Annotated in this window: 14 protein-coding genes; 9 read left to right on the top strand and 5 right to left on the bottom strand. The window is 49.7% G+C overall.

Going from position 1 to position 15675, the window contains the following annotated elements; translation table 11 throughout:
• Window positions 1-71 precede the first annotated feature (71 nt).
• From AB1757_13700 to AB1757_13685, 4 genes are read left to right on the top strand one after another with little or no spacing between them, the layout of a single operon-like run.
• Window positions 72-1352: a hypothetical protein gene (locus AB1757_13700; protein MEW6128089.1), complete on the top strand. Its 1281-nt coding sequence runs from the start codon at window positions 72-74 to the stop codon at window positions 1350-1352.
• 48 nt (window positions 1353-1400) lie between these two features.
• Entirely contained in the window at window positions 1401-1745 is a 345-nt protein-coding gene (locus AB1757_13695; protein ID MEW6128088.1) for a hypothetical protein, read from the top strand.
• A complete protein-coding gene (locus tag AB1757_13690; protein MEW6128087.1) occupies window positions 1745-1918 on the top strand; it encodes a hypothetical protein in 174 nt (57 codons plus the stop codon). The genes AB1757_13695 and AB1757_13690 overlap by 1 nt, the downstream gene beginning before the upstream one ends.
• The gene (locus tag AB1757_13685) at window positions 1909-2160 is read left to right on the top strand and encodes a hypothetical protein (protein ID MEW6128086.1); all 252 of its coding nucleotides are present in this window, start codon (window positions 1909-1911) and stop codon (window positions 2158-2160) included. The genes AB1757_13690 and AB1757_13685 overlap by 10 nt, the downstream gene beginning before the upstream one ends.
• A gap of 62 nt (window positions 2161-2222) precedes the next feature.
• On the opposite strand, the gene AB1757_13680 is transcribed toward AB1757_13685, so the two are convergent.
• Window positions 2223-4574 (bottom strand): winged helix-turn-helix domain-containing protein, encoded by a 2352-nt coding sequence (locus AB1757_13680; GenBank protein ID MEW6128085.1) that lies wholly within the window; start codon window positions 4572-4574, stop codon window positions 2223-2225.
• Window positions 4575-4788: 214 nt separating this feature from the next.
• Here AB1757_13680 and AB1757_13675 point away from each other — a divergent pair, with 214 nt between their 5' ends.
• The 3 genes from AB1757_13675 to AB1757_13665 all read left to right on the top strand — a co-directional run bounded on the left by AB1757_13675 (window position 4789) and on the right by AB1757_13665 (window position 7486).
• Window positions 4789-5253: a peptidoglycan-binding domain-containing protein gene (locus AB1757_13675; GenBank protein MEW6128084.1), complete on the top strand. Its 465-nt coding sequence runs from the start codon at window positions 4789-4791 to the stop codon at window positions 5251-5253.
• 139 nt (window positions 5254-5392) lie between these two features.
• Entirely contained in the window at window positions 5393-6475 is a 1083-nt protein-coding gene (locus tag AB1757_13670; protein ID MEW6128083.1) for a class I SAM-dependent methyltransferase, read from the top strand.
• A gap of 63 nt (window positions 6476-6538) precedes the next feature.
• A complete protein-coding gene (locus AB1757_13665; GenBank protein ID MEW6128082.1) occupies window positions 6539-7486 on the top strand; it encodes an alpha/beta fold hydrolase in 948 nt (315 codons plus the stop codon).
• 283 nt (window positions 7487-7769) lie between these two features.
• Here AB1757_13665 and AB1757_13660 read toward each other — a convergent pair whose 3' ends face one another.
• From AB1757_13660 to AB1757_13645, 4 genes are all read right to left on the bottom strand, one after another.
• Complete coding sequence (locus AB1757_13660) at window positions 7770-8936, bottom strand: hypothetical protein (GenBank protein ID MEW6128081.1); 1167 nt, start codon at window positions 8934-8936, stop codon at window positions 7770-7772.
• 240 nt (window positions 8937-9176) lie between these two features.
• Window positions 9177-10472, bottom strand: coding sequence for a hemolysin family protein (locus tag AB1757_13655; protein MEW6128080.1), 1296 nt, complete (start codon window positions 10470-10472; stop codon window positions 9177-9179).
• Between the two features lie 187 nt (window positions 10473-10659).
• Complete coding sequence (locus AB1757_13650) at window positions 10660-11985, bottom strand: ankyrin repeat domain-containing protein (protein ID MEW6128079.1); 1326 nt, start codon at window positions 11983-11985, stop codon at window positions 10660-10662.
• A gap of 26 nt (window positions 11986-12011) precedes the next feature.
• Window positions 12012-13190, bottom strand: a complete 1179-nt coding sequence (locus tag AB1757_13645) for an acetyl-CoA C-acetyltransferase (protein ID MEW6128078.1) — start codon at window positions 13188-13190, stop codon at window positions 12012-12014.
• Between the two features lie 239 nt (window positions 13191-13429).
• Between AB1757_13645 and AB1757_13640 the strand changes: the two genes are divergently transcribed.
• Complete coding sequence (locus tag AB1757_13640; GenBank protein MEW6128077.1) at window positions 13430-14461, top strand: NDP-sugar synthase; 1032 nt, start codon at window positions 13430-13432, stop codon at window positions 14459-14461.
• Window positions 14462-14498: 37 nt separating this feature from the next.
• Window positions 14499-15668, top strand: a complete 1170-nt coding sequence (gene waaF / locus AB1757_13635) for a lipopolysaccharide heptosyltransferase II (protein MEW6128076.1) — start codon at window positions 14499-14501, stop codon at window positions 15666-15668.
• Window positions 15669-15675 lie beyond the last annotated feature (7 nt).

Raw genomic sequence — 15675 nt, 5'->3', positions numbered from 1 at the left:
CTTGAATAAGCAAACCTCAGGGAAATTGAGACCTCGACTTGAGCAAGAGATTCTTCAAAGCAAGGCAATTGATGATGAATAAAAAATATGATTTCGGTTTATCCGCGCAGAGTCGTTTCAATCTGCGTGGTGTTATTCACGGTTTACATCATCAACGCTTGCTCTGGCGACGATTGCGGAATCTGCAAATCGCCGCAGGTTTATTGCTCTTTTTTGCAATAAGCGGTTTTTCGCAAACCGTTACACCAACCTCTACACCAACGCCTGCGCCTGCATCGACCACAACCCAAATCGACAGTTTACCGGCGGCGGAATTCTCGCGGCTCATTCGCGAATGTTCGGAACCCGGCGGCTATTTTCGCTCCGACAATTTCACCTCGAATGAAATGTCCTATCTCTATGTCACGGATAAACTCCGGCAACTTGGCGCGAGTGGCGGCGCGTATATTGGCGTCGGACCCGAACAGAACTTCACTTACATCGCTAAAATTCGCCCGCGCATCGCGTTCATTGTCGATATTCGTCGCCAGGCGATTATTCAACACTTGATGTACAAAGCGGTCTTTCATCTTGCGAATAATCGTTTGGAATTTTTATCGCGATTGCTTAGCCGACCGCTGCCGAAAGAAAAAATTCCCGCAGCCGATGCGCCGATAACCGAGATACTCAATTTCATCAGTCGGCTTGCGGCAGATGATAAAACCTATGACGCAAATTTCGCCTTGATTCGCAAAACCATTGAAGCGGATTTTCAATTTCCGCTAACGCCGGACGACCAGCGCAGCCTTGCGTATGTCTATAAAAGTTTTCGCGACGAAGGATTGAGCATCTCCTATCGCATGGATAGTTCGTGGGGCATGAACTTCCCGACGTTGAGAGAAATTCTCGAAGCCACCGATATGCACGGCAGGCAGGGAAATTTTTTGGCGACTGTGGATGATTTTGAATTTGTGCGCGACCTGCATCGCAAAAATCTGATCATTCCGGTCGTCGGCGATTTCGGCGGCAAGAAAGCCATTGCTGCGGTTGGCGATTATTTGCGTAAAAATAATTTTACGGTGACGGCGTTTTATACCTCGAATGTCGAGCAATACCTGTTCGACGGCACGGCGTTTACGGCATTCGTGGGCAATGTTCGCAAATTGCCGCTCAGTGAAAAAAGCCTGTTCATTCGCGCGGTTTTTCTGATGCTGTATCAACATCCGGCAAGCGCCGTAGGCAATGGCTTGACCGTGACTCTGCTTGAATCAATGCCGGTCTTTATAAAAGATTTCGATGCCGGTCGCTATCCCACTTACGAAGACCTCATCATTACCAACTACATCGCACCCGACAAAGTAGAGAAAAAATGATATGGCTTTAGATTTGGGTTTATAATGCGGAGTTAAGGAGTCAATCAGATGACCACTGAAAATTTGGATGCGCTGAAACAACAACTGTCAGCTTTGACGCCACAACAGAAAACCCATTTGGCAAATTATCTTTTGAGACAGGTCGAGCAGGAAGCCTCGCAAAATCTGTTAGCAGAAACTTCTCAATGCAAACGGCAAAAACGGTTGGAGTGGTTAAAGTCCCATCGGGAAGAATACGGGGGAATGTATGTGGCGCTTGATGGCGATGTTCTGCTTGGCGTCGGTAAAACCTATGCAGAAGCTGCAACATTTGCGCGAGATGCGGGTGTGAAAAATGCTTTTGTTGATTTTCTTCCGCCCATAGATTATGTCGGTTCGATGGGAGGTTGGTGATGCCTTTCACTTTGAACTTTGCAAACCTGGTTGAATATGATGCTGGCAAACCGGGAATCTCGCTGACCGTTTCGTTACAAATCACCAATCATAAAACAGAGTTTTCCGCCAAACTTGATACCGGTTCAAGCGATTGTATTTTGCACGACGGCATGGTGAAGCGTTGGGATTAACTATTGAACAGGGAGAACCCATTCGTATTATTACAGCTACCGGTGATTTTCTTGCCTATCGTCATTATGTGACTCTGAAATTGCTTGACTATGAATTTGATATTGGCGTCTGCTTTGCTGCTGATGACGATTATAACCGTGATGTTCTCGGCAGACAGGGTTTTCTTGATCGTATGCGACTTGGTTTAGTTGGTTACGAAGGTAGGCTTTATCTCAGCCGATACCTCGAAGAGTTGAGTTAAGAAGATAAACTTGATTTTTCATAAAAACCCGAATCAGCAAGCGGCGATTAATTAAACCCAAATCAATCGGTCTTGAAATTTTTAATCAACACGACGTTGCCTGCCCAGATGCCGCGCACGCAGGCGAGTGCCTTGCCGTCGCGTGACCACGCAAAACCAAAGATTCGGTCGTTCTCAAATTCAAGCAATTTTTCGGGCGGCTCTTTATCCAAAAATTGCATCAGGATTTTTGCTGTGCCGAGGGGATTTTCCGAATATGCGATGCCGCGTCCATCAGGCGTCCAGCGCAAACGTGTGAGCAACACCGGCGTTGGAAAAATTTTAATCGGCTCGCCGCCTGCAATAGGGAAAAGCGCAATCCTTCCGGGGTCGCTATAGTTTTCCGCATAAATACACGCGATCAATTTGCCGTCGGGCGAAACCGCCGGGTATGCGGTGAATGATTCAATCAACGGTTGCGGTTCGCCGCCATCAATTGAAACTTTCCAGGTCGTCGGTTTTTTTGATTCCCGGGTTTCCCGTTTCGTATAAATCACCCACTCGCCATCGGGCGAAACATCAGGGTTTTCTTCGCCTTCGCCATTTGTGAGCTGCAACGGGTTGCTACCATCACGGTTCATACGCCAGAGGTGTAACGCGCCTGCCATATCGGAAGCGTAAACAATGTAACGACCATCAGGCGAAACCGTCGCCTGTCCGAAATAAGCCCTGCCGGTTAATTCGCCGGTCAGTTGTCGCGTGTCGCTGCCATCGCTGTTCATTACTGAAATGCTTGTCGCATTACCCGCGTCGGAATCAAAAACCAGTTTGCCATCCGGCGTCCACGACAAATCGCCACGATAGCCGCCGGTTCCAAACTTTACCGGTTTACCAAGATTTAAATTATCCGCAGACGCAAGCCACAGGTTTGTCGCCTGTCGCCTTTGCATCGCCACACAAACCTGCCCGTCCGCTGACAGGCTCAAACGATTATAGTAATTGGCATCGTTGGTGATGCGCCGCGCTTCGCCTGTCGGGTAGGCAAGCCGCCAGAGTTGATAAGGCGCGACGGCGCTTTCACCGGCGACCATCAATAGCCCGCTGCCATCCGTCAGCCAGCCCATCTGCCCTATCCAATTCCAGCGGGTTGCGGAAAATTGTTTGACCGATTTATCCGCGACATTGATGACGATGACATACATATTCACCCCGGCTTCGGTGCGCCCTGCGCCACAGGCAATCAGTTTGCCATCGGGCGACCACGCCGGGTCTGCGAAAGTTTCGGGCATCTTGATAGCGGCTAATTCCTGCTCATCGCTGCCATCCAGGTTGGCAGTGAACAGTGCAGTTTCGCGCCGCGCATTCAAAACGCGGCGAAATACCATCCGGTTGCCATCGGGTGAGAAAGCCACCGCGCTATCGACGCCTTCGATTAATTTATTCGCCGTGCCGCCCACCAGCGGAATGCGGTAGAGCACGCGGGTATGCGGTTCGATGAGGACGTAATAGAGGTAATCGCCACTACGCGAAAATGACACGGCAAAAAAACGCGCCTCAGTTGGCGCGATGATTTGCTGTTGTGTGTTGGTTGAAAGTTGCGTCAGCCACAAACTACCTTGATGAGGCTTATCGGCGATTGCCGTTGCCACATATTTTCCATCAGGCGAAATCGCCGTGCATTGAATGTTGCCGGTGCTGGTCAGCGCCGTGACCGTCATTTCCTCGCGAACTGACGAGTTTAGATTTCCCTGAGCTTTTTGATAGAACCAGAGACCTATGCCAATTAAAGCGATGACCAGAATAACTGAAGCCGCTATGAGAAATAATTTTCGCTGGCGTTCAGGTGTTTCTGACTTTTCAGCTTGCGAAGTTATTGCGGCGGCTTTCGCTTCATTACCAATTTCCTGAGTTGCAATATTTTCAACTTGAGGTGATGCGGGTTCTTTTAACGCGGCATTTGGTTCACCTGAAATATTGGTTGTTTCGTCAACCGGTTGTTGAGTAAGCGACGCATCAGGTAATGCCTGAAGGGCATTCGCGATTTGCTGATTATCCGGGGTGGTTATGACAACAGATGAAGATTCCGGCAATGTATCGTCATCAACGAAAGATTCGCTTACCGGAGCAGCGAAACGATAGCCGCGCCGCGGAATGGTTTGAATATATTCGTCGTCCCCCGAAGCTTGCCCTAAAATTTTTCTGAGCGTGTAAATATTTTGTGTGAGGTTGCCTTCTTCAACGAAACTGCCGCCCCAGACCTGTTTTCTGAGTTCCTCTTTTTCGACAACCTGACCTTTGCGTTCAACCAAAGCCAATAAAACTTCAAAAGCTTTTTGCGTGAGCGGCAGAATTTCACCCCTGCGAAACAACAGGCGGTCACTGACATCGAGGCGAAAGTCGTCAAAATCATAAAACTGTTTTTTCTGCTGTGACATAAGGATTTGAAAACTATTTGAGAATTATTTGAGCGAGATTTGATGATATTTTCGCCACCTCATCCGTTATCACTTGCGAGGCCAATCAGACTCCGCTCAGGAGTCACCAGCCTTGTGTCTTGGGGATTATATCGCATCGATGCAGGTGTATTAAACGGACGCGCGAGCGCCCTGACTGTTTCGAGCGCATTTTGCAAGGAGAAAAAACACACAAATGGCAAAGATAGATAAACTCCCCGCGCCGGTTGGCATTGCACCAATGGAAATTTTAAACCTCTCAGCCGCCGTTGGCAGCAGCGCCGCCGTCAACCATCCCGACGACGTAATGGTCGTTCAAGCCTTACTCATCTATCTCAATCCGCATCAACGCGGGTTTGGCATCAATGAAGGGCCGGAATGGCCTACCGGCACGTTCGACAAAGCAACTGCCTGGGCTATCAAAAAATATCAGGTACACGCCAATCGCTTGCGCAAAAACGGACTGCGTCTGATTGAAGACGGACGCATCAGTCCGGCGCAGGGCAAATTCGCTTTTGGCAGAAGCGCATATATCTGGACTATTGCCGCGCTCAATTTCGATGCGCTGGAAACCGCTCTGCTTTCCGGTCATAACCAGGGGCATATCGAATACCTTTGTCGCCGGTTCCCGGAAATCAAAGCGATGTTGAAAGTCGCCTGAGCGAGGTGCCCGATTCCTGAAATTTTAATTACAGGTCTAACCCCTAACCATTGAACCGGGATTAAGCGGTTTCTCAAATTGACAAATCGCTTAATCCCGACACCACGAATATTAAATAACTCAAAGGGAGAATATTTTTATGTCACGACAAGCAACACAAACCATGAATCTGCAAATAGCCGAAGCCTTTGCCGAACAAATGCTCGACACCTTGAACAAAGCGGCATTGGCGCTGATGACCAGCATCGGTCATCAAACCGGCTTGTTCGATAAACTCGCTGACCTGCCGCCCGCAACCAGCAAAGAAATAGCCGATGCTACAGAACTAAATGAACGCTACGTTCGCGAATGGTTGGGGGCGATGGTCACGGGGCGCGTCGTTGAATATGATGCCGAGCGCCAGACCTATTTTTTACCGGCGGAACACGCGGCATTTTTAACCCGCGCCGCAAGTCCCAACAATCTGGCGGTCACTGCGCAATTCATTCCGGTGCTGGGCGGCGTCGAACAACAAATCGTCGAATGTTTCCATAGTGGCGGCGGCGTTCCTTACTCCGCATATCCACGCTTTCATACGGTGATGGCTGAAGAGAGCAATCAAACGGTGCTCTCAGCCCTCGTGGATGCCATCTTGCCCGCCGCGCCGGGTGTGATTGAAAAACTCCGGCAAGGCATCGCGGCGCTTGATGTCGGTTGCGGCAGCGGTCGCGCAATCAATTTCATGGCGAAAACTTTTCCGAACAGCCGCTTCACCGGCTACGACTTTTCCGAAGAAGGCATCAGCCGCGCGCGCGCCGAAGCCGAAACGTTGGGACTGACGAATGTGACCTTTGCGGTTAAAGATGTTGCCGGGTTGAATGAAACGAATCGCTATCAACTCATCACCGCTTTTGATGCCATACACGACCAGGCAAAACCGCGTCAGGTTTTAAAAGAGATTGCCGATGCGTTAAGCGAAGACGGGGTGTTTCTGATGCAGGATATTCGCGCTTCGAGTCACGTTCATAAAAATCTCGACCATCCGGTAGGCGCATTCACCTACACGGTTTCCTGCCTGCATTGTATGACGGTTTCGCTTGCTACAGGCGGCGAAGGTTTGGGCGCAGCCTGGGGTGAAGAGAAGGCTTTGGAATTGCTCAGCGAAGCGGGCTTTCAGAATGTCGAAGTCAAACAACTGGCGCACGATATTTTGAACAATTATTACATTGCCGCGAAGCGATAAATAAAAACGATGAATAAAAATGGGCGCGTTTGGTCGCGCCCTAAAAATAGAAGGAGTGCAACCATGGAGATCAAATCATTATTTATTACGATCAATTTGCTGATACTGCACATCATTCCCGGCTGTTTTTCAGCCGTTTGTAGTATCGCTGCAAATCAAAAACCACAATCACCACTTAAAAATATTCCTCGCGCCATCAAACAGGTCGAGGTCTTCGGGCAGAAAATTAATTATCTCGAAACCGGGAAAGGACCAAAGATTATTTTGCTGCATGGACTCGGCGATGACCTGCACATCTGGAGCGCAACGGTTAAGGCGCTGGCGAGCAAATATCAGGTGTTTGCCATAGACCAGATTGGTTGCGGGCAATCGGATAAACCGCCGATCAATTATCGCCCGCAGGTGCTTGTCGATTTTCTCAACGGCTTCTGTAGAAAACTAAAAATCGACAAAGCCACCATCGTCGGCAATTCACTGGGCGGTTGGGTAGCCGCCGCCTTTGCCGAGGCGCACCCGGAGCGCGTCGAAAAACTGGTGCTCGTGGGCGCAGCGGGTTACTGGCCTAAAATTAAAGGCGTCGAGGAACTGACCCGTGAACAACTCGCATTATTGAAAGTGTCGTCGCTTGCGGCTTACAGAGAAACCCTGAAGTGGATGTTATACGACGAGCAGATGATAACCGACACTTTGGTTGAAGACCTGTATGCGGCGCAACTCAAACGCAAGGATGGGTACACCATCGACCAGTTCATCGAAGCGGTTTTGCGAGGCGAAGACCGGCTGAGTGCTAATCTGCAAAAAATCAAAGCCCCGACCCTGATTATCTGGGGACGCGAAGATGAAGTGACGCCGCTTGCCATCGGTGAAGCGTTGGCGCAGGAAATTCCCAACACCCGAAAAGCCTTGATTGACGGTTGCGGGCATCTGCCGCAATTTGAATGCGCGGGCGCGTTCAATGCCGCGTTGCTCAAATTTCTCGACAACCCGTTGACCACGGCGGCGGGAAGATGAAGCGGTGAAAAGATGAGTGGGTGAAGCGATGCAATTATCTTCTCTTAAAACTCAAAGAGATAAATTAGAGCGGTTTGCGATTGAGTTTACTCAGCCTCGGTTGAGGAAGCGGTCTTTGACCGCGTATGACGGGAAACGCGGTCAAAGACCGCCTCCTCAACTTGAGTAAATCGTTTTGCAAACTGCTCTAGTGGTAAGGTGAGCCGCGCCGAGTCAATCAGCTTGAGCGGGTAATGCGAGAAGTTCAATCACCGCTTCACCTCATCACTGGCTCACCTGTTCATTAAAAATTCTTCGCTTCCCAGATGAGTTCATCTTTCCAATGATTGGTTTTCAAAAATGCTTGATACTCTTTCTGCCCTTTCAGGTAATAACCCAGGAAAGCGATGCTGTAGGCGTTGATGATTTTGTAAGTCGTATCCATCGGCAGGAATTCAAACTCCTCATTGCTGTCGCGGCGTTTGCCTTTACCGATGCCATCGCCGAATTGCTTGGTGATTTTGAACATATCGGTAAACGAAAAGTGTCCGCCATTTTTGAGTTCAAGCAAAAACGCCGGACCCTTGTGAATCTCGTGGTTGTGACGAATCAAGGCATTGCCCGCAACGCCTAACGTGCGGTCTTCTGTGCCGAGCATTCTCAAGGTCGGCACGGTAAGGTTGGTATGGGTTGGCGGCGCGCCGCTCATCGCCACGACGGCTTTAAATCGCGGGTCGGCGTCCGCTGCCCAGTGCGATGTGAACGACCCGAATGACATTCCCGAAATCGCCGCGCGGGTAGTGTCAATCTTGCCCGCAAAGCGTTTATCCGCGCCTTTATCCCATTCAATCATTTTGGTAAGCAGGAAACTGACATCCAGCGGACGGTCTTTGGCTGACTGCATGCGCTCGCTGTTTTGCATAGGGATAACTTTATCGTTAATGATGGTCATCCGCGCATTGCCTGTGTGGTCTGCCGAAACCACGATGTAACCGTGTGACGCGAGATAATCGCACCAGAAAGTGTTTTGATGGCGGGTGCCGCCGTTGCCGTGCGAAAAGACGATGAGCGGAAACCGCCCTTGCCGGATGTTGGCATTGCGCACCGCTTCATCTGTGAACACTTTGTCGAGCGCGGCAAGCGGAATGCGGTACATATTTTTGAGTTGCGTCTCGATTTCCGGAGTGATGGTGGTCGGAATGAAATCGGAATATTTATTCCTGGGTTTGCCGCGCGCCTCATCGGTTGCCGGATACCAGATTTCGGTAACCAGGGTGCGCGGTGCTTTGGTGATATTGTCTGTGCGGCTCTTATCAACAAACACCGTGGTCATTACGCCTACGGGAAATGGCCCTTCTGCCATTGGGTCTAAAAAAGCGCTGTTTTTCGGGGCTTTTTCCGCCGATGCGATGGGCGCAAACAACGCCGCAAGCAAAAGGGATTGTAAGGTCAAGGTGAAAATTTTTTGCATGTCGTCGTACTCCTCAATTCATTCAGGTCAATGATGATTTATGAAAACGGAATCAGCGAGGCAGACCAACCGGACGAAATTTATGCTAACTAACCCCTCAGGGCTTTTCAAGCGAATGAAAGATTGCTCGCGGATGAATCGCTTTCAGGCAATTTTTACCGAAATCCAATCGGAATATTTGGTCTTTCATTGGTTGCGCGTTGCGACCAATACCCAATGCTTCGCCGGAAACAGGCGTCTTTATCGGGTTTGAATAGATGAAACCAAAACCTGATTCACGCGGTTTCGATCCATTCCTAAAATTTCAAAGCGCAACCCATCCCATTCAAAAATATCTGCAACGGCAGGAATGCGTCCGAGATGCAGCATAATAAATCCTGCCAGCGTTTGATAAGTGCCACGGTCTTCGCCGGGCATTTTTCGCACAGAGAAAAGCGCTTTGAATTCATCTATGGGAATCGCGCCGTCCAACAACCAGGCGCCGTCTTCGCGCTGAACGGCATAGGTTTTCGCCTGTTGCGAAGCCAGTGCGATGTCGCCGACAATGGCTTCCAAAATATCGTTCGTGGTGACTAATCCTTTGATGCTTCCATGTTCATCGATAACCAGAGCCAGATGCGTGTGCGCATGTTTGAAGGTTTCGAGAGTTTGCAAAGCCGACCGGTTTTCAGGAACAAAAAGCGGCTGTTTTACATAACGCATCAAATCGAACTTTTCGTCTGACAACAGCAAATCTCTGGCTTTAACCATGCCAATGATTTTATCCAGACCGCCCTGACAAACCGGAAACCGCGAATAGGGACTGGCGATAATCTTTCTTTTAATTTCTTCTTCGGATGCCTGGTTATCTAACCAAATGACCTCTGGTCGCGGGGTCATCAGCGAACGGATGCGTTTGTCTCCCAGTCGCAGCACGCTTTCCAGTAAGTCCTGTTCTTTTTCTTCAAAAACGCCTGCCCGGGTTCCCTGCTCAATCATGATTTTGATTTCTTCTTCGGTAACCGCAGGTTCAGATGAGGGTTTGATACCGAATAACTTGAAGACGGTTTGCGTCGAAATACCGAGAATGTAGACCATCGGATAAGCGAGGGTGGATAGCCAACGCATCGGTTTGGCAACCAGCGCCGCGAGTTTTTCGGGATTGGTGAGCGCCAGGCGTTTCGGCACCAACTCGCCGATAACCAGTGAAAGATAAGTAATGCTCAAGACGACAACCGCGACGCTGATGGCTTCACTGTAACGAGCGATGGCAGGCATGGTTTTCAAGCGCAGGGAAAGCTGTTCGGAAATCGTTGCGCCGCCAAAAGCGCCCGCCAGTACGCCAACCAGCGTGATGCCAACCTGCACGGTTGACAGGAAGCGGTCTGGAGAAACCGCCAGTTCGAGCGCCGCTTCTGCCCGGCGGTTGCCTTCCGACGCCCATTGTTGCAAACGGGTTTTGCGCGCCGAAACAATCGCCATCTCCGAAAGCGCAAAGATGCCGTTGGCGATAACCAGCAGAATGATGAAAATAATTTCAAAAGTGATTTCACCCATTGACTTTTGCCCTTGAAAAAATTGGCGCAGACCGTTGGTTCAAGCCTACGCCAAATTTTTGTTTGAATTGAAAAATACTTTTTAAATTCAGCCGGTTGAACTTCAATTCAAATTCAACGCACCATCCAAACCCGAAAGAAATTTATCGCTCAACTGCTTTATTCTTCGTCTAAGGTTACAAATAACTTTACTTCCTATTCGCTTCAGCCTGCTTTAGTAATTGAACGACTTTATCTTGATTAGTTTCACGCGCCCACATTAATGCGGTTTTACCTTCAAGGTCTTTTATGGTTGGGTCTGCGCCTGCGTCAAGCAGCAGTTTGATTTTGTCTTCGGAGTAATTATTCATTGCGGCATAAATCAATGCAGTTTTACCTTTGCTATCCTTGGTATTTACATCCGCTCCGTTTTTCAACAGGAATTCCACTATATCCTCAGTATCTATGACAATGGATGCCATCATCAGAGCGGTCATGCCTTTATCCGTCTTTACGTTTACGTCTGCGCCCTTTTGAATTAACGCCTGAGCGGTTTTAAAGGAACGTTGCAACACCGCATCCATCAAAGGTGTAACGCTGTGCTCACCTCTGATATTAGGATTCATTCCTGCCGCAAGAAATAACTCTACCGCTTTCAGGTTGTCTCTTCTGATGCGCTCAAAAAAAGCTTGTTCGCTGAACTCAATGCCCATTTTTTGTAAAGCTAAACGCGCTCTTTCCTGATCTTTTATTTCAAAACCCGTTGATGGGTTGGATTCCGCCTCAGAAACCAATCTCACGATTAAATCGGTTGGTTTTTCTGAAAACTGAGCGTTTAGTTTCGGTTCGATTGCAACTTGCCCTTTCAACTTGAATTCAAGCTGCCAAAGCCCTTCGGGGATAGCAATCGAAATTCCTTCTTCTCTGATACTGATTCTGGGAATGCCGCCCTGACCAACCATATCGCCCCACGAGTTTCTGGTTTGTATCCAAAGATTTTTCAATTCGTCTTTATTACGAATGAGATTCCCGGTTTGATCTTGTAGTTTCAGAATAAACTGAGCGTAGCGAATTTGTAGAGGAACATCGCCTACATCTACCGCTTCATTTTTCTTGATTAGAATTTTTTGACCGAAAAATCTGGAATCTTTCTTTGCCAGTTCCAAATCATAAGGCGGACCCAATAAAACCTTATCGACGTGAAAACCGGAATCTGCCAAAGCCTGAGATGAGACAAACAACAATCGTTCTTCAGTTTCAAGTTGAGAGGCATCCTCAATTCGGAACTTTCCCTCTCCATCGGTCTCGAACATTTCCCCCGTACATCCTACTAAGACCCAGGTGTTCTCAATTGGAGGAGGCAATATCACTATCAAAGCATTGGCTACCGGCTTGCCGGTTTTATCAATGACTCTGCCTTTTACGACATACTTATATTCCTCATCCTGATATTTGTACTCTTGCGCTCGGATTGCAGATGCGCCACAAGTAATTCCAGTTAGAAAGAGAAATATCGTGACCAATACCCGGCTCATAAAACCTCCCTGGCAATCAATTATTTCTATCGCTCAACTGCCATCGCCACGGCATTGCCGCCACCTAAACAGAGCGCCGCGAGTCCGCGCCTCACATCACGGCGTTTCATTTCGTGAAGCAGGGTGATGAGAACCCGTGCGCCGCTTGCGCCAATCGGATGACCGAGCGCGACGGCGCCGCCATTCACGTTCAACTTCTCAGGGTTCAAGCCAAGCTCGCGGGTGATGGCGACCGCCTGTACCGAAAAGGCTTCATTGAGTTCAATCAAATCGACTTCGGCTAAATCCCAACCGGCGCGTTCCAGAGTTTTTTGAATGGCAATCACCGGAGCCATCATCACCATCTTAGGTTCCATGCCGCCGGTCGCCTGCGCGACGATGCGCGCAATCGGCGTTTTGCCTAAACGATTCGCCACTTCTTCGGAAGTAACCACCAGCGCCGCCGCGCCGTCATTGACCCCAGGCGCATTGCCAGCGGTCACCGTGCCATCTTTTTTGAATGCCGGACGGAGTTTGGATAAGGCTTCAAGGGTGGTGTCTTCGCGGGGTCCTTCGTCTGTGCGAATGACTAACGACTCGCCTTTACGTTGCGGGATTTCAACGGCAACAATCTCTTCATCGAAACGTCCGGCTTTCATTGCGGCTACGGCTTTACAATGCGAATTCAACGCGAACTCATCTTGTTCTTGCCTTGAAACCTGATATTTTTCGGCAACCACTTCGCCGGTGTTGCCCATATGCCAGTTATCGAAAGCGCACCACAAGCCATCGCCAATCATTGAATCGACAAGTTCGCCATTGCCCATGCGATAACCTTGCCGGGCATTCTTTAAAAGATAAGGCGCGGCAGTCATCGATTCCATGCCGCCCGCCAGCGCGATTTCGATTTCGCCGGTTTGAATGGCATTTGCCGCAAGCATCACGGCGCGCAGTCCCGAACCGCAAACCATATTGACGGTGAGCGCCGAAACTTTATCGGGAATCCCTGAACGCAAAGCGACCTGCCGCGCCGGGTTTTGCCCGTTACCGGCTTGCACGACATTGCCCATAAACACTTCGTCAATGAGGGCGGCTTCAATGCCTGCGCGTTCGAGCGCCGCGCGCGCCGCCACCACGCCCAAATCAATGGCGCTTAACTCTTTGAATTGTCCGAGTAATTTTCCGATGGGCGTTCGCGCGCCCGCTAAGATAACTGCATTGGTCATAATCATGGCTCCTGATGATGAATAATAATTTCCGAACTTTTAAATAGAAATTCTACTCTTTGCGATGGCGCTAAAAAAGCGGGCGCGAAGGTTTGTTGTGAAAATGTTATAAGACAATTTCGTATAGTCGGTTTTTACTTCAGGGTGGTACACTTGAACAACTATAACGCGTGCAGCAATGCAAAAAAGTTCATCAATGTCCCTGGGGATGACAGACCAATTCAGGAGTAATTACACGAATGCAATCATTAATTCTCGCAGGTGGTAAAGGCACAAGGTTGCGCCCGCTGACCATGCACACCCCGAAACCGATTGTGCCGATTGCCAATCGCCCCTTTCTGCTTTATCAAATCGAATTGCTCAAACGCGCCGGCATTCACGATTGTATCCTGTCGCTTTCCTATCAACCGCAACGCATCGCAGACAAGATGGGCGACGGGTCACACCTCGGCTTGCGCATCGATTACACGGTTGAAACCTCACCGCTCGGCACTGCCGGAGCCTATCGCCATGCCGAAGCTTTAATCAAAGATTCAACCCTGGTTTTCAACGGTGATGTCTTAACCGACATCGATTTGAATGAGGTCATCAAATTTCACAAAGAGAAAGAATCGCTTGCGACGCTGGTGCTCGCCCCCGTAGCCAACCCTTCGGCTTACGGTCTTGTGGAAACCGCCGAAGACGGACGCATTCAACGCTTTCTGGAAAAACCCAAACCCGAAGAGATTACCTGCAACACCATCAACGCCGGCATCTACATTCTCGAACCGCGTGTGCTCGATTACATTCCCGAAGGCGAACCGTTTATGTTCGAGTACGGCGTGTTTCCCAAATTGCTCGAAAATAAAGAGCCGTTCTATGCCTACATCTATAACGGCTACTGGCGCGACATCGGAACCAATGCCAGTTATTTGCAAGCCAATCTCGATGTGATGGCTGGTAAAGTTCGCATCATGGATTTGCCGGAAAAAATTCGCGGCGAAAAATTCGACGTAGCGGCGGAAATTGATGCGCTTTCGGTAGTCGATGAATCATGTACCATCAAAGCGGGCGCGCAAATCATCAATTCATTCATCAGCCGCAATTGTTACATTGGCGAAAAAGCCCGCATTGAAAATTCCGTGGTGCGCGGCGGCACACGCGTTGAAAACGGCGCATCCGTCAAAGATTCCATCATCGGCAAAGGTTGCCACATCGGACGCTCGGCAATCGTCGCACACGGCGCAGCCCTCGGCGATAAATCCGTGATCACCGATTACAGTCAAATATAAAGTCTGGAGTCCTGAATCTGGAGTCAAAACGAAAACGTTGTCTGAAAACCAAGCATACCAATTGAACACCAATACTGAAATGTCGGACACCGGACACCAGATTCAAGACTCCAGACTCGCCCCAAAAATTATGATTCGCCTGCCGAACTGGGTCGGCGATGCGGTGATGGCTCAACCGGCTCTTCGCGAATTGCGGCGCATTTTCACTGATTCGCATATCACCTTTGTCGCGCGCAACTGGGTCGCAGGTTTGTTTGAAGGCGAAGGTTTATGCGACAGCTTCATCGCTGTTCAAGAGCGGCGCGGCGTTGCGGGACTGTTCAAAGATGCGCAGCAGTTGAAGCCGGAAAAATTTGCCAGAGCGATTTTGCTCACCAATTCTTTCGCTTCAGCACTGACGGCGCGGTTGGCAGGAATAGCTGAGGTTACAGGCTATGCGCGAGATGCGCGGCGGGTGCTGCTTCACAGCGTCATTCCATTTGAAGAAAATCACCAGACCCGTCATCAGGTTTTCTACTATCTCAACATTGCAGCCGAAGTTGAAAAAAAAATGAGCGGCACAAGTCGCGTTGACTTATCGCAATCCGCGCCGCGCCTGCATGCAACACCATCAAGCGTCGAACCCATCAAATCATTACTTGAAAAGTTGAGCAGTCAATCAAACCAGCAACCGGATTCCGCAATCCGCAATTTAAAAATTTTAGTAGTGAATCCCGGCGCGACCAATTCACGAGCGAAACGTTGGCTCGCTGAACGCTTCGCTGAAACCGCCGACAGGCTTGCTGAACAAACCGGGTTGCAGACAGTGATTGTCGGCGCAGCAGGTGACAGTGAAGCGGCGCAGCAGGTCGAAAATCATATGCGCACCCGCGCCCTTAACTTGGTAGGGAAAACCACCATTGCCGAACTCAAAACGTTACTGGCAATGGCGCGGCTGACGATTTCCAATGACACTGGGGTGGCTCACGTTGCGGCGGCAGTTGGTACACCGACGGTTGTCATCTTCGGACCAACCGAACATTTCGTTACCCGACCGTTTAATGACTGCGCCGTTGTCGTGCGCCGGAATGTGGATTGCTCACCCTGCATGCACCGTGATTGTCCGATTGACCATCGTTGCATGACCGGCGTGCAGGTCGATGAGGTTTATCAGGCGGCGGTGCCGTTATTGAATGCCGGAAAAGGTGGCAATGTCTTTGACGTATGAAACCGGG

The organism is Acidobacteriota bacterium (assembly GCA_040754075.1).
Lineage (GTDB): Bacteria > Acidobacteriota > Blastocatellia > UBA7656 > UBA7656 > JBFMDH01.
This window is presented reverse-complemented; position numbering and strand designations above follow the sequence as displayed.

Coding starts and splice junctions, on each gene's coding strand:
- AB1757_13680 (MEW6128085.1), bottom strand. CDS start 4,574: ATGTCACAGCAGAAAAAACAGTTTTATGATTTTGACGACTTTCGCCTC.
- AB1757_13650 (MEW6128079.1), bottom strand. CDS start 11,985: ATGAGCCGGGTATTGGTCACGATATTTCTCTTTCTAACTGGAATTACT.
- AB1757_13665 (MEW6128082.1), top strand. CDS start 6,539: ATGGAGATCAAATCATTATTTATTACGATCAATTTGCTGATACTGCAC.
- AB1757_13655 (MEW6128080.1), bottom strand. CDS start 10,472: ATGGGTGAAATCACTTTTGAAATTATTTTCATCATTCTGCTGGTTATC.
- AB1757_13645 (MEW6128078.1), bottom strand. CDS start 13,190: ATGACCAATGCAGTTATCTTAGCGGGCGCGCGAACGCCCATCGGAAAA.
- AB1757_13695 (MEW6128088.1), top strand. CDS start 1,401: ATGACCACTGAAAATTTGGATGCGCTGAAACAACAACTGTCAGCTTTG.
- AB1757_13660 (MEW6128081.1), bottom strand. CDS start 8,936: ATGCAAAAAATTTTCACCTTGACCTTACAATCCCTTTTGCTTGCGGCG.
- AB1757_13670 (MEW6128083.1), top strand. CDS start 5,393: ATGTCACGACAAGCAACACAAACCATGAATCTGCAAATAGCCGAAGCC.
- AB1757_13675 (MEW6128084.1), top strand. CDS start 4,789: ATGGCAAAGATAGATAAACTCCCCGCGCCGGTTGGCATTGCACCAATG.
- AB1757_13700 (MEW6128089.1), top strand. CDS start 72: ATGATGAATAAAAAATATGATTTCGGTTTATCCGCGCAGAGTCGTTTC.
- AB1757_13640 (MEW6128077.1), top strand. CDS start 13,430: ATGCAATCATTAATTCTCGCAGGTGGTAAAGGCACAAGGTTGCGCCCG.
- AB1757_13690 (MEW6128087.1), top strand. CDS start 1,745: ATGCCTTTCACTTTGAACTTTGCAAACCTGGTTGAATATGATGCTGGC.